We start from the raw sequence: 18,972 nt of genomic DNA, 5'->3' as shown, positions 1-18,972 counted from the left end.
GGAAAGCGCAAGGCCGAATTCGAGGCGGCGACCGGCAAGGAGGAGGTCGCGGTGCCGGAGCCCGGCCCGGAGCCGACGCTTGCAGATTGCGCTGCCGATATCGAGCGCGAGCGCCTGTTCAGGATCATCGAGAAACTGGTGCTGTGGGAGAACACCACCAACGAAGCGGTGCTGGAAGAAGCCCGCGCGGAGATCTGGCAGAGCTGGCGGCGCACCTGCGCGGCCAATGCCGACCATCCGCGCGCGAAAGAGTTGTTCGACCGGCACAAGCTGCCGGCCTTTCACGACCCGTTCGCGGGGCGGGTGCGCTGCCGCTGGACCCGCAGCGGCTGGGCTGGAAGCCTATGCCTCGACCTCAACCCCGTCGCCGTGCTGATCAACAAGGCGATGATCGAATCCCGCCGAACTTCGCCGGCCGCCCGCCGGTGAACCCGAAGGCGCTGGAGGAAGCCAAGCACGGTCAGTTGCGCGGCTGGAAGGGCGCGCAGGGCCTCGCCGAGGACGTGCGCTACTACGGCCAGTGGATGCGGGACGAGGCGGAAAAGCGCATCGGCCATCTCTATCCGCAGATCGAGGTGACGGCCGCAATGGCGGCGGAGCGGCCGGACCTGAAGAAGTATCTCGGCCGGAAGCTCACCGTCATCGCCTGGCTGTGGGCGCGCACGGTCAAGAGCCCGAACCCGGCCTTCCGCAATGTGGACGTGCCGCTCGCCTCCACCTTCATGCCTCCATCGCCAAGGCGGGCAAGAGGCGTACGTCGAGCCGGTGATCGAGAACGGCGGCTACCGCTTCACCGTCAAGGTGGGCAAGCCCGAGATATCGAGGCGGCGAAGAACGGCACCAAGCTGTCGCGGGCCACTCCGTGTGTTTGATGTCAGGCTCACCAATCGCTGGGGACGTACAGGCGAGGGGAAGAGCGGTTGCTTTGGCGCACGGCTGATGGCAATCGTCGCCGAAGGCTCACGGGGGCGTGTCTACCTGCCGCCGACGCTGGAGCACGACGCAGCGGCGCGGAACGCGAAGCCGGAATGGAAGCCGGAGGTGACGATCTCTGGCAGTACGCAATATCTCGGCGTGAAGCCCTATGGAATGGATCGATTCGATCAACTTCTTCACCGATCGTCAGCTCGTTGCGCTGACGACCCTCTCCGATGTAATACAGGAAGCGAGCGAGCGGGTGAAGCGGCGTGCCCGCCGGCCTGGCCTGCCGGCGACGGCAAACCACCTGGGGGAAGGAGGAACCGGGCCCACTGCCTATGCTCGCAGCGACTGCCGCTAATTGGGCTTTGCACGGTGGACGGGGGGAACTACCGTCGACCGTATGCGCTTGGAGTTTGAGTACGGAGACGATGGTCTCCATGTTCAGGCGACAAGCTATTCCTATGGCTTGGGACTACTGCGAGGCGAATCCGTTTAGCGACTCGTCGGGGAATTGGGATCTGGGCGTTGAACAGGCGTCCAAAATGCTGGGCGCTCTTGGGATCGGACCACCCGGGACAGCGCTGCAGGCAGACGCTGCCGCTCAGTCGACAAGCGAAAACAAGGTCCTGTCAACCGACCCACCGTACTTCGACAACGTTCCGTACGCCGACCTCTCGGATTTCTTCTATGTGTGGCTTCGTCGGTCGCTGAAGTCGGCCTTCCCCGACCTGTTCGCCACGCTAGCGGTCCCGAAGACCGAGGAACTGGTCGCCTTTTCGTACCGCCACGATGACAAGGCTGGCGCAGAGGCGTTTTTCCTTGATGGCATGACGCGGGCGATGCACCGGCTCGCCGAGCAAGGCCATCCGGGCTTCCCAGTCACCATCTACTACGCCTTTAGGCAGGCCGAGACCGATGACGAGGAAGGCACCGCGAGTACTGGCTGGGATACCTTCCTCGACGCTGTGATCCGCGCGGGCTTTCGGCATCAGCGGACTTGGCCGCCGCGTACGGAGCTAGCACCGCAAACCTTAAGACCAAACGTAACGCCCTCGCCCTCAGCATCATCCTCTGTTCGTCGGCGGCAAGCCCGACAACGCAGCCGTTGCGACGCGCCGCGATTTTTTGAATGCCCTGAAGGCGGAGCTGCCGGCGGCGTTGTCCAAACTCCAGCGCGGCAACATCGCGCCGGTGGATTTGGCGCAGGCGGCGATCGGTCCTGGCATGGCAGTGTACACTCGCTATGCGAAGGTGGTTGACGCGGAAGGCAAGGCGCTGTCCGTGCACGACGCGCTGGTGCAGATCAACGCCGAGATCGAGGAGTTTCTCTCCAAGCAGGAAGGCGATTTCGATCCCGACACCCGCTTTGCCATCGCCTGGTTCGAGCAGTTCGGCTTTGCGGAAGGGGAGTTTGGCGTCGCCGACGTGCTGGCCCGCGCGAAGGTGACCAGCGTCGGCGCCTCGTCGACGCGGGAATTGCCCATTCGAAGGCCGGCAAGGTCCGTTTGTTGAAGCCGGAAGAACTTCCCGCCGACTGGGACCCGCTGACCGACAAGCGCCTGACGGTCTGGGAGATCGTCCACCACCTGATCCGCCGGCTGGACGCGGGCGGGGAAGAATCGGCGGCCGAGATCGTCGCCAAGCTTGGCAGCAAGGCGGAGGTGGCGCGGGAGCAGCCTACCGGCTCTACACCGCCTGCGAGCGCAAGAAGCGCGCCGGCGAGGCACTCGAGCCTATAACGGCCTCGGTCCAGAGCTGGCCGGAGATCGCGCGTCTTGCACAGGGTTTGGCGGTGAGCACCGAGGCCGGGCCGGTTGAGCCCGATTTGTTTGCGAGGGCTTAAGGGATGGCGATCACCAACCAGGAACGGGTCGGCAAGGCCTCGATTTTCTCCGCGCCGGTCTCGCGCCGTTCGTTCACCGCGAGATTCACGCGGCGGTCGAGCAGCGCCCGGTCAATATGGGAGACGATCCGCCGCTTTTCTGAAGACCCGATGCTGGCCAAGAAACCGTTGACCAGTGGGATCCCGCCGGCCTGTTGAGGCTGATGTGGGAAACCCGGAACGAGGTGTTCCGCAAGACCTCGGGCATGCCGAGCGAAGTCTGGTCAGTGAAACTGCGGCTACCGCAATTCGTGGGCGCACCAGAACGCCTTTTCCAGCGATGACGCCGACCGCGCGCTCGATTCCATCCAGCGGCTGCTGACCGCCGTCTCCGCTTCGCAAGCCGACGATGTCGGCAAGATGAAGATGGAGCTGCGCCGGCTGATCTTCGAGGAGCAGTCGCGCAGCGAACGGCGCAAGACCACCAGCAACATCGAAAGCCAGGTGACCGGTGCGCTCAAGCCCTGGCGCGAGGTCGTCACCCCCCACAAGGACGTGGCGAGCGGGCGCTACCAGCAGGCCGAGTTCGCCGCCGACCTCTGGCAGGTGCATCTGGGCGAGGGCTCGGACGAATACCGCAAGCCGCCTGAATTCTTCCGCCGCACCTATCTGACGCAAAGCCTGAAGGACCTGCTGATCGGCGCCATGCGCCGCCTTGCCGGCGATGGCGGCGATCCGGTCGTCCAACTCCAGACCAATTTCGGCGGCGGCAAGACCCACCATGCTGGCGCTCTATCACCTGTTCTCGGGCGCAGCTCAGGAGCTTCTCGGCATCGACGCGCTGATGGCCGATGCGGAGTCGAGAAGCTGGCGGCTGATGTCCGCCGCGTCGTTCTGGTCGGCAACAAGATTTCGCCGGGCAATCCGTCGGTCAAGGCCGACGGCACGGTCGTGCGCACGCTCTGGGGCGAGCTGGCCTGGCAGCTTGGCGGCGTCAAGGCGTTCGAGCGCGTCCGCGCCGACGACGAGCGCGGCACCAGCCCCGGCGATGCTTTGCGCGAACTGATGAATGCGCACGGGCCGTCCCTGATCCTGATCGACGAATGGGTCGCTTACGCGCGCCAGCTCCATGAGGACACCGACCTGCCCGGCGGCAGCTTCGAGACCCATTTCACCTTTGCGCAGGCGCTGACCGAGGCGGCCAAACTCGCCAGGAACTGCCTGCTCGTCATCAGCTTGCCGGCCTCCGATACCGGCGGGTTCGCCCCATGCGCAGGCCGAGGACGAGGAAGTCGGCGGCGCGAGGGCGCGGGCGCTGGCCCGCCTGCGCAACGTCATCGGCCGGGTCGAATCCTCGGGCGCCGGCCAGCACCGAGGAAGGCTTCGAGATCGTCCGGCGGCGGCTGTTCGAGCCGATGCTCGACAAGGCGCAGTTCACCGCCCGCGACAATGTCGCCCGCGCCTTCGCCGATCTCTACCGCGCGCAGCACCAGGAGTTCCCGCCGGAATGCCGGGATTCCGATTACGAGACCCGGCTGCGCGCCGCCTATCCGATCCATCCCGAAGTGTTCGACCGGCTCTATACCGACTGGTCAACGCTGGTGAAATTCCAGCGCACGCGCGGCGTGTTGCGGCTGATGGCCGCCGTCATTCACAGCCTTTGGGAAAAAGGCGACCGCAACCCGCTCATCATGCCCTGCAACATCCCGATCGACGATCCGCGCGTTCGCGACGAGCTGACCCGTTATCTCTCCGATCAGTGGAAGCCGATCATCGAGAAGGACGTGGACGGGCCGAACGCGCTCCCCTTGCGCATCGACGGCGAGGTGCCGAACCTCGGCAAGTTTGCGGCAACGCGCCGGATCGCCCGGACGATTTATCTGGGGTCCGCCCCGACCGCATCGGCCGCCAATCGCGGGATCGAGGACAGGCGCGTCAAGCTCGGCTGCGTCATGCCGGGCGAGTCATCGGCCGTGTTCGGCGACGCGCTGCGCCGTCTCGGTTCCGGTGCGACGTTCCTCTATCAGGATGGCCCGCATTACTGGTATTCGACCCAGCCGACGGTGACCAAGCTGGCCGAAGACCGCGCCGAGCAATACAAGCGCAATCCCGATCCCGTGATCGAAGCCATCGGAAGAGCGGCTGCGCGCCGATCTCCGCACCACCGGCGAGTTCCGCCGCATTCATATCGCCCCGGCCTCGGGGGCGGACGTTCCCGACGACATGGAGACCCGCCTTGTCGCGCTCGGGGTGGAGCACCCCTACAGCAAGGACCCCGGCAACAAGGCGCAGGCCAAGGCCGCCGAGATCCTGCAACATCGCGGCAACGCGCCCCGCCTGTTCCAGAACACGCTCGTCTTTCTTGCCGTCGATCAGACCCGCTTGCAGGACCTCGACGAGTCGGTGCGGCGCTATCTCGCCTGGAAAACCATCCTCGAAGAGAAGAACGAACTCAACCTCGACCCCCACCAGGTCCGTCAGGCCGAAACCCAGCTCAAGAGCGCCGACGGCGCGGTCGTGGCGCGCCTGCCCGAGGCCTATCAATGGCTGCTCGTGCCAACGCAGCCAAATCCGGGCGCGTCCATAAAATGGGAAGCCTACCGACTCACCGGGCAGGATGCCCTTGCCGTTCGCGCCGGCAAGAAGCTCCGCTCGGAGGAGCTGTTCGTCCCCGCGATGGCGGGAACCCGGCTGCGCATGGAACTGGACCGCGTGCCCTTGTGGCGCGGCGATCACGTTGCCGTACGCCAGCTTGCCGAGGACTTCGCGCGCTATCTCTATCTGCCGCGCCTTCGGGACTCTTCGGTGCTCCATGTCGCCATTCAGGACGGGCTTGGACTTCTGTCCTGGAAACAGGAGACCTTCGCTTACGCCGACGGCTTCGACGAGGCCACCGGCCAGTATCGAGGCTTGCGCGCCGGACGGCAGATTTCCGGGCTTGTCGGCGAACTCGACGGCGTGGTCGTCAAACCGGATGTCGCGGCCAGACAGATCGAAGCCGAGGCCGCGCCTCCCCGCCGGTGCTATCCCCGGCGCCGGAGCGCCAACGCCCTCGGGTGCCCCAACGGGCGCAGCGCCCCCGGATGGAGCGCCCGCCGCACGTCAGCAGCCGACGCGGTTTTACGGAAGCGTCACCCTCGACTCGGCGCGCGTCGGCCGCGATGCCGGCCGCATCGCCGACGAGGTGATCGCCCATCTCACCGGCCTGATCGGCGCCGACGTGAAGGTCACCTCGAAATCGAAGCCCGCATCCCCTCCGGCGCCCCCGAGCACGTCGTCCGCACCGTCACCGAAAACAGCCGGACGCTGAAATTCTCCACCCAGGGGTTTGAGGAGGAGTAGGAATTGGGCAGGTCGTCGTCGACTTGGAGCAAATCATGTCGCACATATGGTTCGAATTCGTTTCGCCAACCAATGGCTCTTCCGAACTCAGCGTAACCTATCTTCCGGTTAAGCCTTTGAAAGTGCTTATGATCGCGGCTGAGGACTAAAACGGCGCAGTCCTCAGCCTTGAGAGAATTCGGCCAAACAGAGAACAAAATGGAGCTGTGGCCAGCGGATGAGGTCCTCAGCTCAGCCTGTAAACCCTTTTGATATAACGCGGTTTTCCGGCCAGACGCGAGCCCGAGAGAACGATCCGATAGTGAAGACTGGCGGAGGGGGTGGGATTCGAACCCACGGTACGCGTGAGCGTACAACGGTTTTCGAGACCGCCCCGATCGACCACTCCGGCACCCCTCCGCGGGTTCGCGCCACTCTTGCCCGCCGGGCGGGGCAGGCGCACCCTAGCCTACTGCCGGATCCGTCGCAACAGGCGCGGCCGTCCGGCTTGAGAAGCGCGCCGGCCTAGAAGCGCAGCGCGCGGGCGCGCACGACGTGGGGAGGGCCTGCACCGCTTCCAGCACCTCCGGCGACGGCGTCTCGTCGACTTCCAGCAGCGCGATGGCGTCGCCGCCGGGGAAGTTGCGGCCGAGATGGAAGCTGGCGATGTTGATGCCAGCCTCACCGAGGGTGGTTCCGAGGGCGCCGATCAGCCCCGGCTTGTCATGGTTGTTGATATACAACATGTTCGGCGCAAGCCGGGCGTCGACCGGAATGCCCTCGATCTCCACCAGGCGCGGGCTGTCGCCGTTGAACAGGGTCGCGGAGACGCTGCGCGCCCGCGCCTCGGTCTTGACGATCAGGCGGATCAGCGACTCGTAGCGGCCGGCGCGCGCCGTCTTGACCTCGCTCACCTCGATGTCGCGGTCACGCGCTATGGTCGGCGCGTTGACCATGTTCACGGTCGCCAGCAGTGGCGCCAGCAGACCTTCCAGCACCAGCGCCGTCAGCGGCCGGCAATTGATCTCGGCGGCTGCGCCCTGGTACTCGATGATCACCGCCTTCAGCGCCGTCTCGGTGATCTGACCCGCGAAGCTGCCGAGTTGGCGGGCGATGCCCATGTAGGGGCGCAGCCGCGGCATTTCCTCGGCGCTCACCGACGGCATGTTGAGGGCGTTGACCACCGAGCCATCCACCAGGTAATCGGCGATCTGCTCCGCCACCTGCAGCGCTACCTTCTCCTGCGCCTCGGTGGTCGAGGCACCGAGGTGCGGCGTCGCGATCACCTGCTCCATCCCGAAGAGCGCGTTCTCCTTCGCCGGCTCCTCCGCGAAAACGTCGAGAGCGGCGCCCGCCACGTGGCCGCTCTCAAGCGCCGCCTTCAGGTCGGCTTCCACGATCAACGAGCCGCGGGCGCAGTTGACGATGCGCACCCCCCGTTTCATCTTGGCGATCGACTGGGCGTTGATGATGCCGCGGGTTTCCCGGGTCGCCGGTGCGTGCAGACTGATGAAGTCGGCGCGCTTAAGTAGCGTCTCCAACTCCACTTTCTCGATGCCGAGGTCGTCGGCGCGCTCGGGCGCCAGATACGGATCATAGGCGATCACCCGCATCTTGAGGCCGCGTCCCCGGTCGGCAACGATGGAACCGATGTTCCCGCACCCGATGATGCCGAGGGTCTTGTTCATGACCTCGACCCCCATGAACCGGGACTTCTCCCACTTGCCGGCGTGGGTGGAGGCGTTGGCCTGTGGCAGTTGGCGGGCGAGAGCCATCAACAAGGCGATGGCGTGCTCGGCGGTGGTGATGGCGTTGCCGAACGGCGTGTTCATCACCACGACGCCCTGCGCCGTCGCCGCCGCAACGTCGACGTTGTCGACGCCGATGCCGGCGCGGCCGATCACCTTGAGGCCGTTGGCAACCGCCAGCACATCCTCCGTGACCTTGGTTGCCGATCGAATGGCCAGCCCGTCGTAACCGCCGATACAGGCCTTCAATTCGTCCGGCGCCATGCCCGGCTTGACGTCAACCTCCAGCCCGCGCGCCTGCAGGATCTCGGCGGCACGCGGGCTCATTTTGTCTGAGATCAGCACTCTCGCCATTCGTCGCATCCTCGTCGAAGCGTATGTTGGGGTGTCCGGGAAGTCAGGCGGCGGCCGCCGCAGCGTCGCCCTTGACGGACGCGAAGGCCCACGCGAGCCACGGCAACAGCGCCTTGACGTCGGCGGTTTCGACGGTGGCGCCAGCCCAAATCCGGAGCCCCGGCGGCGCGTCGCGATAGGCGCCGATGTCGAATGCTACGCCTTCGGCCTCCAGCAGCATCGCGAGGCGCTTGGCAGTCGCCGCCTGAGCGCCGGCGTCGAGAGCGCTGAACCAAGGATCGACGATCCTGAGGCAAACGGAGGTGCGCGAGCGTGTCGCTTCGGTCTCGGCGAGAAACGCCACCCACGGCGTTGCCGCGACCCACTCAGCGATGGCGTCGAAATTGGCCCGGGCGCGGGCAATAAGAGCCGGCAGCCCGCCGACGGACGCGGCCCAGTCGAGGCCGTCGAGCGCGTCCTCGACTGCCAGCATTGACGGCGTGTTGATGGTCTCGCCCGCGAAGATGCCTTCGATCAGCTTGCCTCCCTTGGTCAGGCGAAAGATCTTCGGCAGTGGCCACGCCGGCACATGGCTTTCCAGCCGTGCCACCGCCCGTGGGCCCAGAATCAGCATGCCGTGCTGCGCCTCGCCGCCCAGCACCTTCTGCCAGGAGTACGTCACCACATCGAGTTTGTCCCAAGGCAGATCATACGCGAACACGGCTGACGTGGCGTCGCAGAGGGTGAGCCCCTCGCGGTCCGCGGCGATCCAGTCGCCGTCGGGAACGACGACGCCGGAAGTGGTGCCGTTCCACGTGAACACCACGTCCCGCTTCGGGTCGACCCGGGCGAGGTCGGGGAGCCGGCCGTAGTCGGCTTTCAGAGCGCGGACGTCTTCGAGCTTCAACTGCTTGACGATGTCGGTGACCCACCCCTCGCCGAAGCTCTCCCAGGCCAGCACATCGACCCCCCGCGCACCCAAGAGCGACCAAAGGGCCATCTCGACGGCGCCGGTGTCGGAGGCCGGGACGATGCCGATGCGGTAGTCGTGGGGCACCCCCAGCAGAGTGCGGGTGCGGGCGATGACATCGGCCAGCTTCCGTTTGCCGGGCTTGGAGCGGTGCGAACGACCGACCAGGGCGTCATCCAGCACCATCGGCGACCAGCCGGGCCGCTTGGCGCAGGGACCTGAAGAAAAACAGGAATTGGCCGGGCGGATGCTCGGCCGCGGGGTCTCGATCATCAACGTGTCTCCCATCCTTACAGATGGGTCGCGGCCCGTTGGGAGGCCGTGGCCCGCCGCGCTTATATGTTTCGCGGCCCGCCGCGTCAAATGCTCATTTGATGAAGGAAGACGGCGAAGATGCGCCGGAGGTGAAGGGCGGGCTCATTGACGGCGCCCGTGTCCTGCAAGACGAACGGCGCTGGGTCAGCCGGCGCGAATCTGCGTCAGGAAGTCGTAGAGCTGCGTCCGCAGAGCGCCGGCCTCGCGCGCCAGATTGGACGCCGAATGGACGACGCTGCCGGCGGCATTGTCGGTCCTGCCGGACGTCTCCGAGATCTCGACCACATTGGCGGAGGCTTGTCGGGTGCCGGCCGCAGCGATCTCGGCGCTGCGGGCGATTTCGTGGGTGGCGGCCCCCTGGTGGGCCATGGCGTCGGCGATGCTCGAGGCAATGCTGTCGATCTTGCCGATGGTCCGGCCGATGCCCTCGATGGCATCGGCGGCCTCCTGAGTGGCGCCCTGAATTTGGCCGATGCGGTTGGCAATGTCGGCCGTGGCCCTGGCCGTCTGGTTGGCGAGGCTCTTGACCTCGTTGGCGACAACGGCAAACCCTTTGCCGGCGTCGCCGGCACGCGCCGCCTCGATGGTGGCATTGAGGGCGAGCAGGTTGGTGCGGCTGGCGATGTCGCTGATCAAATCGACCACATCGCCGATTTGACGCACCGCGCTCGACAGGCCCTCGACGAGTTGATTGGTGCGTGCCGCGTCGGTGACAGCCGCGCCGGCGACCGCCGCCGACTCACCGACCTGGCGGCTTATCTCCTGAATGGATCCGGACAGCTCTTCGGCAGCGGCGGCAACGGTGCAGACGCTTTTGGCGGCGCTGTCGGATGCCGTGGCGACGGCGTCGCAGCGGGTCCGGCTGTGCTCTGCCATTTGGCGCATGTCCGCCGCCGACCGTTCCATGTCGGACGCCGCCGTCATCAAGGTCTCGGCGACCGTTCCAATGCTGGCCTCGAAGTCGTCGGCGGTCTGCAGCACCAGTTGTCGGCGATCGTCCTCCGCCCGTTGATCCGCTTCTGCCCGTTCGGCGCGCAGACGCTCCATTTCCACGGCGTTGTCGCGGAAGACCTGAAGAGCGCGCGCCATTTCGCCTACTTCGTCGTGGCGATCGAGAGCGGGAATATCGAGGTCGGTGGTGCCGTCAGCAAGGCGCCGCATGGCGCCAGTCAATCCCTTCAGCGGGCGGGTCAGCAACCGGCGGAGGATCGTGCCGAGGGCGAGGATGGCAATCGCGAAGCCCATTAAGGTGCTGGCGATCAACCAGGTGTTGGTTTTGCTCCGCGTCTCGCCCAACTGCGCCCGCGCCGACGCGATGCCGTCGCTTTGACTGCGCGAGCTTTGCCTGATCTGCTCGCGCATTTGCTCCGCCTGAGCATGGAAGACCTGCGCCTTCTCGGCGCTTGCCTTGCTCAACTGGTACTTGAGAATATCAGCCTCGGTTCCGAGGCGGAGAACGTCGGCATTGGAGATGGCCAACTCGAGAACGCCGTGAACTTCGGGGCCGCTGCCGTGGCAGCCCTGGCAAGCGACTTCATTGTTGAACGGGAAGTAGGAAAACTGTACGGGCGTGGGCTCGCCATCGACGTCGAGGACGCCACTGAAACTGAGGCCGCTTTCGCCCGTCTTGACGGCCTTCTTGAGAAAGAGCCCGCGTTCGCCTAGAATCTTTTCGGGCTGCTGCGACTTGCGGCGCGGGAAGGCTTCAGAGCCGAGGCGTTCGTTGACTTGTTCAATGGTGGCGTTGTCGCGGAAGGCGAGGGTGCCGTCGGCCCTCCACACCTGCAATGCTTGGGCGCCGATGCCGCTCTTCAAGTCTTCGATCACACGCCAGGCTCGTGGCGCTTCACCGGTCAGCATGGCGGACTTGAGGACGGAGCGGGCGATGGCGCCGAGTGCATTCCGGGCCCCGTTGAGTTCAGCCTCCTCATGTTGAAGCGGGCTCTTCGCCTCGGCTTCCTTAAGCGCCGTCAACGCGGTGAGGAGCTTGCCTTCCAACGCAAGGTTCTTCTCGACGAAATCCGTAATGCTTTGATCGCGCTGGTTTAACACGTCCACAGTCCGCGCCGTCATCGTCTCGGTCACGTCGTTGACCTCGTTGAAGGCGAGCGTACTGACCAGGAAGTTGAGGCCGGAGGTGGTGGCGATCAGGATCAGGACGAAAGCGACCAGCGTCGCGGTCAGCGTGAGTCGGCGGGACATGGGCATGCACTCGCAATGACGGGGCCTGCCGACCATAGCGAGTACAGGTTTACCAATCCTTGCGCCGTGCCCCATTATCGGAGCCGGATCTGACCCGGTCTGCCGCGACGATCGGCGGACCCAGCGCCGGGGATCTGCAAGATGTTGTAGTATAGTCTGGAAATCGCCTACTGTATATCGAGCTGAGATCGATCAACCGACGACGTGAGCCATGGCAGGTCATTCCCAATTCAAGAACATCATGTACCGCAAGGGCGCCCAGGACGCCAAACGCGGCAAGACGTTCACCAAGTTGATCCGCGAGATCACCGTCTCCGCCCGCGAGGGGCTGCCGGATGCGGACATGAACCCACGCCTGCGCACCGCCATCTCGGCGGCGAAGGCGGCGAACATGCCGAAGGACACCATCGACCGCGCGATCCGCCGGGGCAGCGGCGCCGAGGGCGGCGACAACTTTGAGGAGGTGCGCTACGAAGGCTACGGGCCGGGCGGCGTCGCCGTCATCGTCGAGGCGTTGACCGACAACCGCAATCGCACCGCAAGCGAGGTCCGCGCCGCGTTCGGCAAGCACGGCGGCACCCTTGGGGAGTCCGGCAGCGTCGCTTTCCTGTTCGACCGGGTCGGGCTCGTCCATTATCCGTCAACGATCGCGGATGCCGACGCCATGTTCGAGGCGGCGCTCGAGGCCGGCGCGGAGAACGTCGAATCCGGGGAAGCCGGGCATGAGATCACCTGTGCGCCCGACGATCTCAGTGACGTGCGCGAGGCGCTCGAGGCAAAATTTGGCCCGGCCGATGCGGCGCGACTGGATTGGAAGCCGATCACGACCATCCCCATCGACGAGGATCAGGCGGCAGTCCTGCTGAGGCTGCTTGCGGCCCTCGACGACAGCGACGACGTGCAGCGGGCGGTGGCGAACTTCGACGTGTCAGAGGACATCCTGGAGCGGTTGAGCACCTGAATGCGGCTGATCGGTTTGGATCCAGGGCTGCGGGCCACCGGTTGGGGCGTTGTCGAGGAGCGCAACGGGGTGCTGGTGTTCGTCGCCGACGGCGTCGTCACGACCGACCCTGCCTCTCCACTCGCCGATCGGCTGGTGCAACTGGCGGATGGATTGGCAGAGGTGATTCGCGATTTTCGACCCGCCGAGGCAGCCGTCGAGAGGAGCTTCGTCAACCGTAATGCGGTGTCCACCCTCAAGTTAGGGCAGGCGCGCGGGATCGCGTTGTTGGTACCCGCACAGGCTGGTATTCCAGTGACCGAGTACCTTCCCAACCTGGTCAAGAAGACCGTGGTCGGGACCGGCCATGCCGCCAAGGAGCAGGTGCAGATGATGGTGCGCGTCCTTCTGCCGGGCGCCGCCGCGCGGGCGGCGGACGCGGCCGACGCGCTGGCGGTGGCGATCTGCCATGCCCATCACCGGCAGACCGCGGCCCGAGTTGCGGTCGCTGATCGTTGCGGAGGAGCCTGGCCACGATGATCGCCAAGCTGACCGGCGTCGTGGACTCAACGGGCGACGGCTGGGCGGTGATCGACGTTGGGGGGGTCGGCTATTTGACGTCGTGCTCGCGGCGCACGCTCGCTCGCCTCAGCGTCGGCGAGGCGGCCCGGCTTCTTGTCGAAACTCACGTTCGCGAAGATGCCATTCAGCTGTACGGGTTCGTGGAGCAGGGTGAACGGGATTGGTTTCGCGTACTGATGACGGTGCAGGGGGTCGGCGCCAAGGCGGCGCTGTCCGTCCTCGGCGTGCTGTCGCCGGAGTCGCTAGTGATGGCAATCGCCGGCGGCGACAAGGGCGCGATCACCCGTGCTGCCGGCGTCGGTCCACGGCTGGCGGCGCGCATCGTGGCGGAGCTCCGCGACAAGACGGCGTCGCTGGGACTGGGCGCGGCCGATGACACCGCAGCAGGACGGACGCCGCTTGCCAAAGGTGGCGCTGCGGAAGACGCCACTGCCGCTCTCGTCGGACTCGGCTTCCGGCCCGTGGATGCCATGGCGGCGGTGTCGCAGGCGGCCGCGCGGCTCGGCGACGATGCCGGAGTTGAGGCGCTGATCCGGGCCGGGCTTGTCCACCTCGCGCCGCGGGAGACCGGGACGTGACCCCGTCTCCCGATACCACGGCCGACCGCGAGGGCGCCCCCGACGAAAGGGTGGTGGCGGGCGATCGCGGCGTTGGCGATGCGGCCGAGGAGGGGCTTCGCCCGACCACTCTGGCGGCGTTCGTCGGCCAGAGGCAGGTGCGCGACAATCTGGCGGTGTTCATCGCCGCGGCGCGTGGACGCGCGGAGCCGATGGACCACGTGCTGCTGCACGGGCCGCCGGGCCTCGGCAAGACGACGCTGGCGCAGATCATCGCCCGTGAACTCGGCGTCGGTTTCCGTGCGACCTCTGGCCCGGTGCTGGTCAAGCCGGGCGATCTGGCGGCGATCCTTACCAACCTGCAGCCGCGCGACGTACTGTTCATCGACGAAATCCATCGCCTGTCGCCGGTGGTCGAGGAAATCCTCTATCCGGCGATGGAGGACTTCCACCTCGACCTGGTGATCGGCGAGGGGCCGGCGGCGCGCACGGTACGGGTCGGCCTGCCGCCGTTCACCCTGGTCGGCGCCACCACCCGTTCGGGCCTCATCACCCGGCCGCTCCGGGAGCGCTTCGGGATCCCCCTGCGCCTGCTGTTCTACGAGGACGACGAACTGGAGCATATCGTCGTTCGTGGCGCCCGCGTCCTCGATCTGGCGCTGACCGGCGATGGCGCCGGCGAGATCGCCCGACGTTCGCGCGGTACGCCACGTGTCTCGGTGCGCCTGTTGCGACGAGTGCGAGATTTCGCCACCGTGGATGGCACCGACCCGGTCGATCGCGCCGCCGCCAACGCGGCGTTGACCCGCCTCGAGATCGACGAGCGCGGCCTCGACGCCATGGACCGCCGTTATTTGGCCACCATCGCCCGGCACTTTGGCGGCGGCCCCGTCGGCGTCGAGACTCTGGCAGCGTCGCTATCTGAGCAGCGGGACACCATCGAGGACGTGATCGAGCCGTTCCTGATCCAACAGGGCCTGTTGATGCGCACGCCTCGCGGCCGCGTCCTCGCGGAGCAGGGCTATGTGCATCTCGGGCTGCCGGCACGGGCGGTGCCGGCGCAACTGGAACTCATCGAGGACGATGTTGGTGACTGAGCGACCGGACGCGGGCCCGGCGTCGGGCTTTGTCAATGGCGTGTTTGTCTTCCCCGTCCGGGTCTATTACGAAGACACCGACGCCGCCGGCATGGTCTATTACGCGAACTACCTGAAGTTCGCCGAGCGCGCCCGCACGGAGATGTTGCGGGCTCTGGGTTGGGGGCAGGCGGCGCTGATGGTGGACAAGCGTCTGGCGTTCGTCGTGCGGCGCTGCGTTGCCGACTATGTGCGTCCGGCGCGCCTCGACGATAACTTGAGCTTGACCACACGGCTCGCGGCGCTGCGCGGTGCGGCGCTAGACGTGGAGCAGATCGTGCAGCGCGATGACGTCGATCTGGTGCGCCTCGACGTGACGGTAGCCTGCGTCAACCTCGAGATGCGGGCGGCGCGCATCCCGCCGCGGCTCCGAGCCGCCTTGCAGGATCTTGGTCGTATGAACGAGCGGAAGGGTTGAATGGACGCAACGGCCGTTGACGCCGCTGCCATGGCGGGCGCCATGGGCGCGACCGACTTCTCGATCTGGTCGATGTTCCTCCGGGCCGACTGGATCGTCAAGGCGGTCATTGTCATCCTCCTGTTGGCGTCCATCTGGAGCTGGGCGATCATTTTCGAGAAGCTCCTGTCGTTGCGTCGGCTCAACCGCCTGGCCAGTGAATTCGAGAACGCGTTCTGGTCGGGCGGGGCGCTGGAGGATCTATTCGATCGCCTGCAGGACCGTCCTCGTGACCCTATGTCCGCCATCTTCGTGGCGGCGATGCGCGAGTGGCAGCGGAGCGACACCAAACGCTTCGGGGACATGATGTTGTCCAGAGCCGGCCTGGAGGAGCGGGTCGAGCGGGTCATGCACCTGACCCTGGCGCGGGAGATGGGCCGCATCGAACGCAACGTCAATTTTCTCGCGTCCACCGGCGCGACGGCGCCATTCATTGGGCTGTTCGGCACCGTGTGGGGCATTATGAACAGCTTTCAAGCCATAGGCGCCACTAAGAACACCAGCCTTGCGGTCGTTGCGCCGGGCATCGCCGAGGCGCTGTTCGCGACCGCGCTGGGGCTCCTGGCCGCGATCCCCGCGGTGCTCGCCTACAACAAGCTTTCCAAGGACATCGATATCTATGCGGGGCGGCTCGAAGGCTTCGCCGGGGAATTCCTCGCCATCCTCGCCCGCCAGTCCCACGAAAAGGACTGAGCGGCATGGCCGGCGTGCATCTTGAATTCCAGCAGCGCTACGGCCGGCGCCGGCGGGCGCGGCCGATGAGCGATATCAACGTCACGCCGATGATCGACGTGATGCTGGTGCTGCTGGTGATCTTCATGATGACGGCGCCGCTGTTGACCGTGGGCGTGCAGGTGGATTTGCCGGAGACCAGCGCCGCCCCGGTCGTCGGCCAGGACGAACCGCTGGCGGTCAGCATCGATGCGGGCGGGCAGATCTTTTTGCAAAAGACGGCGGTGGCGCTGGAGGAACTCGCGCCAAGGCTGGCGGCAATCTCGGGCGGTAATCCCGATCTGCGCATCTTCGTCCGCGGCGACAAAGCGATCGACTACGGGCGGGTCATGACGGTTGTGGGTGCCATCAACGCCGCAGGATTTCGGAAAGTCGCGCTGGTTACCGAAGTGGCGGGTGCGAAGGGAGGGACGACCGGCGGTGGCGCGCAGACGAGCGGCCGCGGGGCCGGGCGCGGAGAGAGAGCGCCATAGCGATGCGCAAGGGCCTCACGTTTTCCCTGGTCTTCCATGCCCTGATCCTGGTGCTGGCGTTGGTCAGTTTGACGTTCTCGACGCCGGACATGCTGCCCGAAGATGCCCCGATCGTGGTCGATGTCGTACAGGTCAGCGAAGCCCGAAATGCGCCACCGGCGCCGCCGGCAACCCCGGTGAAGCAAGCGGAGCCGGCACGATCCCAGCCGAAGCCCCCGCCGACGCCGGAGCCGGCGCCCCAGCCGGCGCCGGAGGCACGTGCGGTGCGCGAACCGCCGCCGCCGCCGCCGCCGCCGCCGCCGGAGACGGCCGCACCGCCGCGCGCCGAGCCCGCGCCGCCCCCTGAGCCCAAGCCGGTGGTGCAACAACCCAAGGCCGAGCCGAAACCTCCGCCGAAGCGCCGACAGGAGGTCGTCGCGCCGCCGCCGAAGATTGCGCCTCAAGAGAAGAACAAGGCGCCGGCGCCGCCGCGCAAGCCTCCCGCTGTCGCGGCGGCCCCGCAAGCCCCGAACGAAGACAAAGCCGACGCCGGCGCCGATTTCGCGTCCGTGCTGAAAACTGTCGAAGCAATGAAGCAGCGACCGCCGGAAGCGCCTCGCGACAGGCAAGACAAGAAGGAGGCGGCGGTTGCCGAGCCTCGGGCGCACCCGCGACCGGCAACGTCGTTCGAGCAGCAGATCGCCGACGCCCTGGCGGTGAGCACCCGCGGTGAGCACGACCCGGATCAGCCGATCAGTATCAGCGACATCGACGGGGTGCGGAGGCAGATCGAACGCTGCTGGAACGTTCCGGCGGGAGCGCGGGACGCCGAAGGTCTGGTGGTCCGCATTAGGGTCGAAATGAACCCGGATGGCACGCCGCGCACCGCATCCATCGTCGACGACGGCGGGCGCTCCGACGGGTCCTATCGTACCGCCGCTGAAAGCGCCCTGAGGGCGGTGTTGAATCCGCGCTGCCATCCATTCAGACTGCCCCCGGAAAAATACGGGCAGTGGAAGTCCATGACCCTGGTGTTCAACCCGAAGGAGATGTTCGGCACATGAAAGCGTTCGGCAGCAGGCCCTTCGGCCTGTCGCTTCTGTTGTTCGCCGCCCTTGTGCTTGCGGTTCTGGCCATGTCGACCGACCGCGCCGGGGCCGAACTCAAGATCGACATCACCCGCGGGGTCGTCGAGCCGATCCCCATCGCCATCACCAGTTTCGGGGGGAAACGTCCCGTCGAGGCCGGCTACGGGCGGGACGTGAGCAGCGTCATCGCCGCCGATCTGGAACGATCGGGCCTGTTCAAGCTGGTGGACCCCGCCGCTCATATTCAGATAGACATGCCGCTCGAAAGCGAGCCGCAGTTCTCGGACTGGCGGATCAGTGGGGCACAGGCGCTGGTTCATGGCCGTGCGCTGGTGGAAGAAGGTCGCCTGAAAATCGAATTCCGGCTGTGGGACGTGTTGGCCGAGCAGCAGATGGTCGGCCGCGTGTACTCGACCGCGCCGGCCAACTGGCGCCGCATCGCCCACATCATCGCCGACGCGATCTACAAGCGAATCACCGGCGAGGGCGGCTACTTCGACACCCGCATCGTCTACGTCGCCGAGTCCGGGTCGCAGATGAAGCGCGTCAAGCGCCTCGCGATCATGGATCAGGACGGCGCCAACCACCGCTTTCTCACCGACGGCTCCGACCTGGTGTTGACGCCGAGATTCTCGCCGACATTGCAGGAGATCACCTATCTGTCGTACCGCGGCGGCTCGCCGCGCGTTTACATTTACAACATCGACAGCGGGCGACAGGAGATCGTCGGCGGCTTCCCGGGCATGACGTTCTCGCCGCGATTCTCCGCCGACGGCACGCAGCTCGTGATGAGCATGGCGCAGAACGGCAACTCCGACATCTACACCATGGATCTCCACACCCGCGCCGTACGGCGCTTGACCACCAGCTCGGCCATCGACACCTCGCCGAGCTTCTCCCCGAAGGGCGATCAGATCGTGTTCAACTCGGATCGCGGGGGCAGCCAACAACTCTACGTCATGGACGCCGACGGTGGCAACGTACGCCGCCTGAGCCATGGCGCTGGACGCTACGCGACTCCGGTGTGGTCACCCCGCGGCGACATGATCGCCTTCACCAAGATCAACAATGGCCGATTCTACATCGGCGTCATGCTGCCGGACGGCACGGGCGAGCGGCTGCTGACGGAGGGCTTCCACGTCGAGGCCCCGACATGGGCGCCCAACGGACGGGTGCTCATGTACTTTCAGAAAGATCCAACCAACGCGGGCGGCGGCGGCGGTCGGTCGCGCCTCTACACGATTGATCTCACCGGCCGCAATCAGCGCGAGGTGCCGACGCCGCTCGACGCGTCCGACCCGGCGTGGTCGCCCTTGATTCCTTGAGGTGCGCGGCCTATCGTCGGACACGGATAACGGATGGTCAGGACGTGCCGGCGTCCGCCGTCGCCGCGACG

General features: G+C 66.3%; 18 protein-coding genes, 1 tRNA gene and 1 pseudogene. 14 read left to right on the top strand and 6 right to left on the bottom strand.

Going from position 1 to position 18,972, the window contains the following annotated elements; genetic code table 11:
- Positions 1 to 429 (top strand): hypothetical protein (locus tag IPM60_05690; protein MBK8907394.1); only part of this gene is annotated, 429 nt, incomplete at its 5' end.
- Complete coding sequence (locus IPM60_05685) at positions 426 to 872, top strand: hypothetical protein (GenBank protein ID MBK8907393.1); 447 nt, start codon at positions 426 to 428, stop codon at positions 870 to 872. The genes IPM60_05690 and IPM60_05685, both read left to right, overlap by 4 nt.
- A gap of 789 nt (positions 873 to 1,661) precedes the next feature.
- On the opposite strand, the gene IPM60_05680 is transcribed toward IPM60_05685, so the two are convergent.
- A complete protein-coding gene (locus IPM60_05680) occupies positions 1,662 to 1,910 on the bottom strand; it encodes a hypothetical protein (protein MBK8907392.1) in 249 nt (82 codons plus the stop codon).
- Positions 1,911 to 2,079: 169 nt separating this feature from the next.
- On the opposite strand from IPM60_05680, the gene IPM60_05675 reads away from it, so the two are divergent.
- Both IPM60_05675 and IPM60_05670 read left to right on the top strand, forming a co-directional pair.
- Entirely contained in the window at positions 2,080 to 2,433 is a 354-nt protein-coding gene (locus tag IPM60_05675) for a hypothetical protein (protein MBK8907391.1), read from the top strand.
- On the top strand, positions 2,427 to 2,660 hold the full coding sequence (locus IPM60_05670) for a hypothetical protein (protein ID MBK8907390.1): 234 nt from the start codon (positions 2,427 to 2,429) through the stop codon (positions 2,658 to 2,660). Before IPM60_05675 ends, IPM60_05670 begins: the two co-directional genes overlap by 7 nt.
- Positions 2,661 to 2,760: 100 nt before the next feature.
- On the opposite strand, the gene IPM60_05665 is transcribed toward IPM60_05670, so the two are convergent.
- On the bottom strand, positions 2,761 to 2,925 hold the full coding sequence (locus IPM60_05665; protein ID MBK8907389.1) for a hypothetical protein: 165 nt from the start codon (positions 2,923 to 2,925) through the stop codon (positions 2,761 to 2,763).
- Between the two features lie 42 nt (positions 2,926 to 2,967).
- Between IPM60_05665 and IPM60_05660 the strand changes: the two are divergent.
- A pseudogene (locus IPM60_05660) lies at positions 2,968 to 6,085 on the top strand (DUF499 domain-containing protein).
- 309 nt (positions 6,086 to 6,394) lie between these two features.
- Here IPM60_05660 and IPM60_05655 read toward each other — a convergent pair.
- From IPM60_05655 to IPM60_05640, 4 genes are all read right to left on the bottom strand, one after another.
- Positions 6,395 to 6,484 (bottom strand) — tRNA-Ser (locus tag IPM60_05655).
- Between the two features lie 44 nt (positions 6,485 to 6,528).
- Entirely contained in the window at positions 6,529 to 8,166 is a 1,638-nt protein-coding gene (locus IPM60_05650; GenBank protein MBK8907388.1) for a phosphoglycerate dehydrogenase, read from the bottom strand.
- A gap of 43 nt (positions 8,167 to 8,209) precedes the next feature.
- The gene (locus IPM60_05645; protein MBK8907387.1) at positions 8,210 to 9,388 is read right to left on the bottom strand and encodes a phosphoserine transaminase; all 1,179 of its coding nucleotides are present in this window, start codon (positions 9,386 to 9,388) and stop codon (positions 8,210 to 8,212) included.
- A 186-nt stretch (positions 9,389 to 9,574) separates the two neighbouring features.
- Complete coding sequence (locus IPM60_05640; protein MBK8907386.1) at positions 9,575 to 11,632, bottom strand: HAMP domain-containing protein; 2,058 nt, start codon at positions 11,630 to 11,632, stop codon at positions 9,575 to 9,577.
- A 211-nt stretch (positions 11,633 to 11,843) separates the two neighbouring features.
- Between IPM60_05640 and IPM60_05635 the strand changes: the two genes are divergently transcribed.
- The 9 genes from IPM60_05635 to tolB all read left to right on the top strand — a co-directional run bounded on the left by IPM60_05635 (position 11,844) and on the right by tolB (position 18,901).
- Positions 11,844 to 12,593 (top strand): YebC/PmpR family DNA-binding transcriptional regulator, encoded by a 750-nt coding sequence (locus IPM60_05635; protein ID MBK8907385.1) that lies wholly within the window; start codon positions 11,844 to 11,846, stop codon positions 12,591 to 12,593.
- Entirely contained in the window at positions 12,594 to 13,112 is a 519-nt protein-coding gene (ruvC, locus tag IPM60_05630) for a crossover junction endodeoxyribonuclease RuvC (protein MBK8907384.1), read from the top strand.
- Positions 13,109 to 13,732, top strand: a complete 624-nt coding sequence (gene ruvA, locus IPM60_05625; GenBank protein MBK8907383.1) for a Holliday junction branch migration protein RuvA — start codon at positions 13,109 to 13,111, stop codon at positions 13,730 to 13,732. The genes ruvC and ruvA overlap by 4 nt, the downstream gene beginning before the upstream one ends.
- Entirely contained in the window at positions 13,729 to 14,808 is a 1,080-nt protein-coding gene (ruvB, locus tag IPM60_05620) for a Holliday junction branch migration DNA helicase RuvB (GenBank protein ID MBK8907382.1), read from the top strand. Before ruvA ends, ruvB begins: the two co-directional genes overlap by 4 nt.
- On the top strand, positions 14,795 to 15,265 hold the full coding sequence (ybgC, locus tag IPM60_05615; protein MBK8907381.1) for a tol-pal system-associated acyl-CoA thioesterase: 471 nt from the start codon (positions 14,795 to 14,797) through the stop codon (positions 15,263 to 15,265). The genes ruvB and ybgC overlap by 14 nt, the downstream gene beginning before the upstream one ends.
- On the top strand, positions 15,266 to 15,997 hold the full coding sequence (gene tolQ / locus IPM60_05610; GenBank protein MBK8907380.1) for a protein TolQ: 732 nt from the start codon (positions 15,266 to 15,268) through the stop codon (positions 15,995 to 15,997). It abuts the gene before it with no gap.
- Between the two features lie 65 nt (positions 15,998 to 16,062).
- Positions 16,063 to 16,509, top strand: a complete 447-nt coding sequence (tolR, locus tag IPM60_05605) for a protein TolR (GenBank protein ID MBK8907379.1) — start codon at positions 16,063 to 16,065, stop codon at positions 16,507 to 16,509.
- 2 nt (positions 16,510 to 16,511) lie between these two features.
- Positions 16,512 to 17,552, top strand: a complete 1,041-nt coding sequence (locus tag IPM60_05600; protein MBK8907378.1) for a cell envelope integrity protein TolA — start codon at positions 16,512 to 16,514, stop codon at positions 17,550 to 17,552.
- Positions 17,549 to 18,901 (top strand): Tol-Pal system protein TolB, encoded by a 1,353-nt coding sequence (gene tolB / locus IPM60_05595; GenBank protein MBK8907377.1) that lies wholly within the window; start codon positions 17,549 to 17,551, stop codon positions 18,899 to 18,901. Before IPM60_05600 ends, tolB begins: the two co-directional genes overlap by 4 nt.
- Positions 18,902 to 18,972 lie beyond the last annotated feature (71 nt).

The sequence above is a fragment of the Rhodospirillales bacterium genome (assembly GCA_016710335.1).
Taxonomy (GTDB): domain Bacteria; phylum Pseudomonadota; class Alphaproteobacteria; order Rhodospirillales; family Defluviicoccaceae; genus JADJXQ01.
This window is presented reverse-complemented; position numbering and strand designations above follow the sequence as displayed.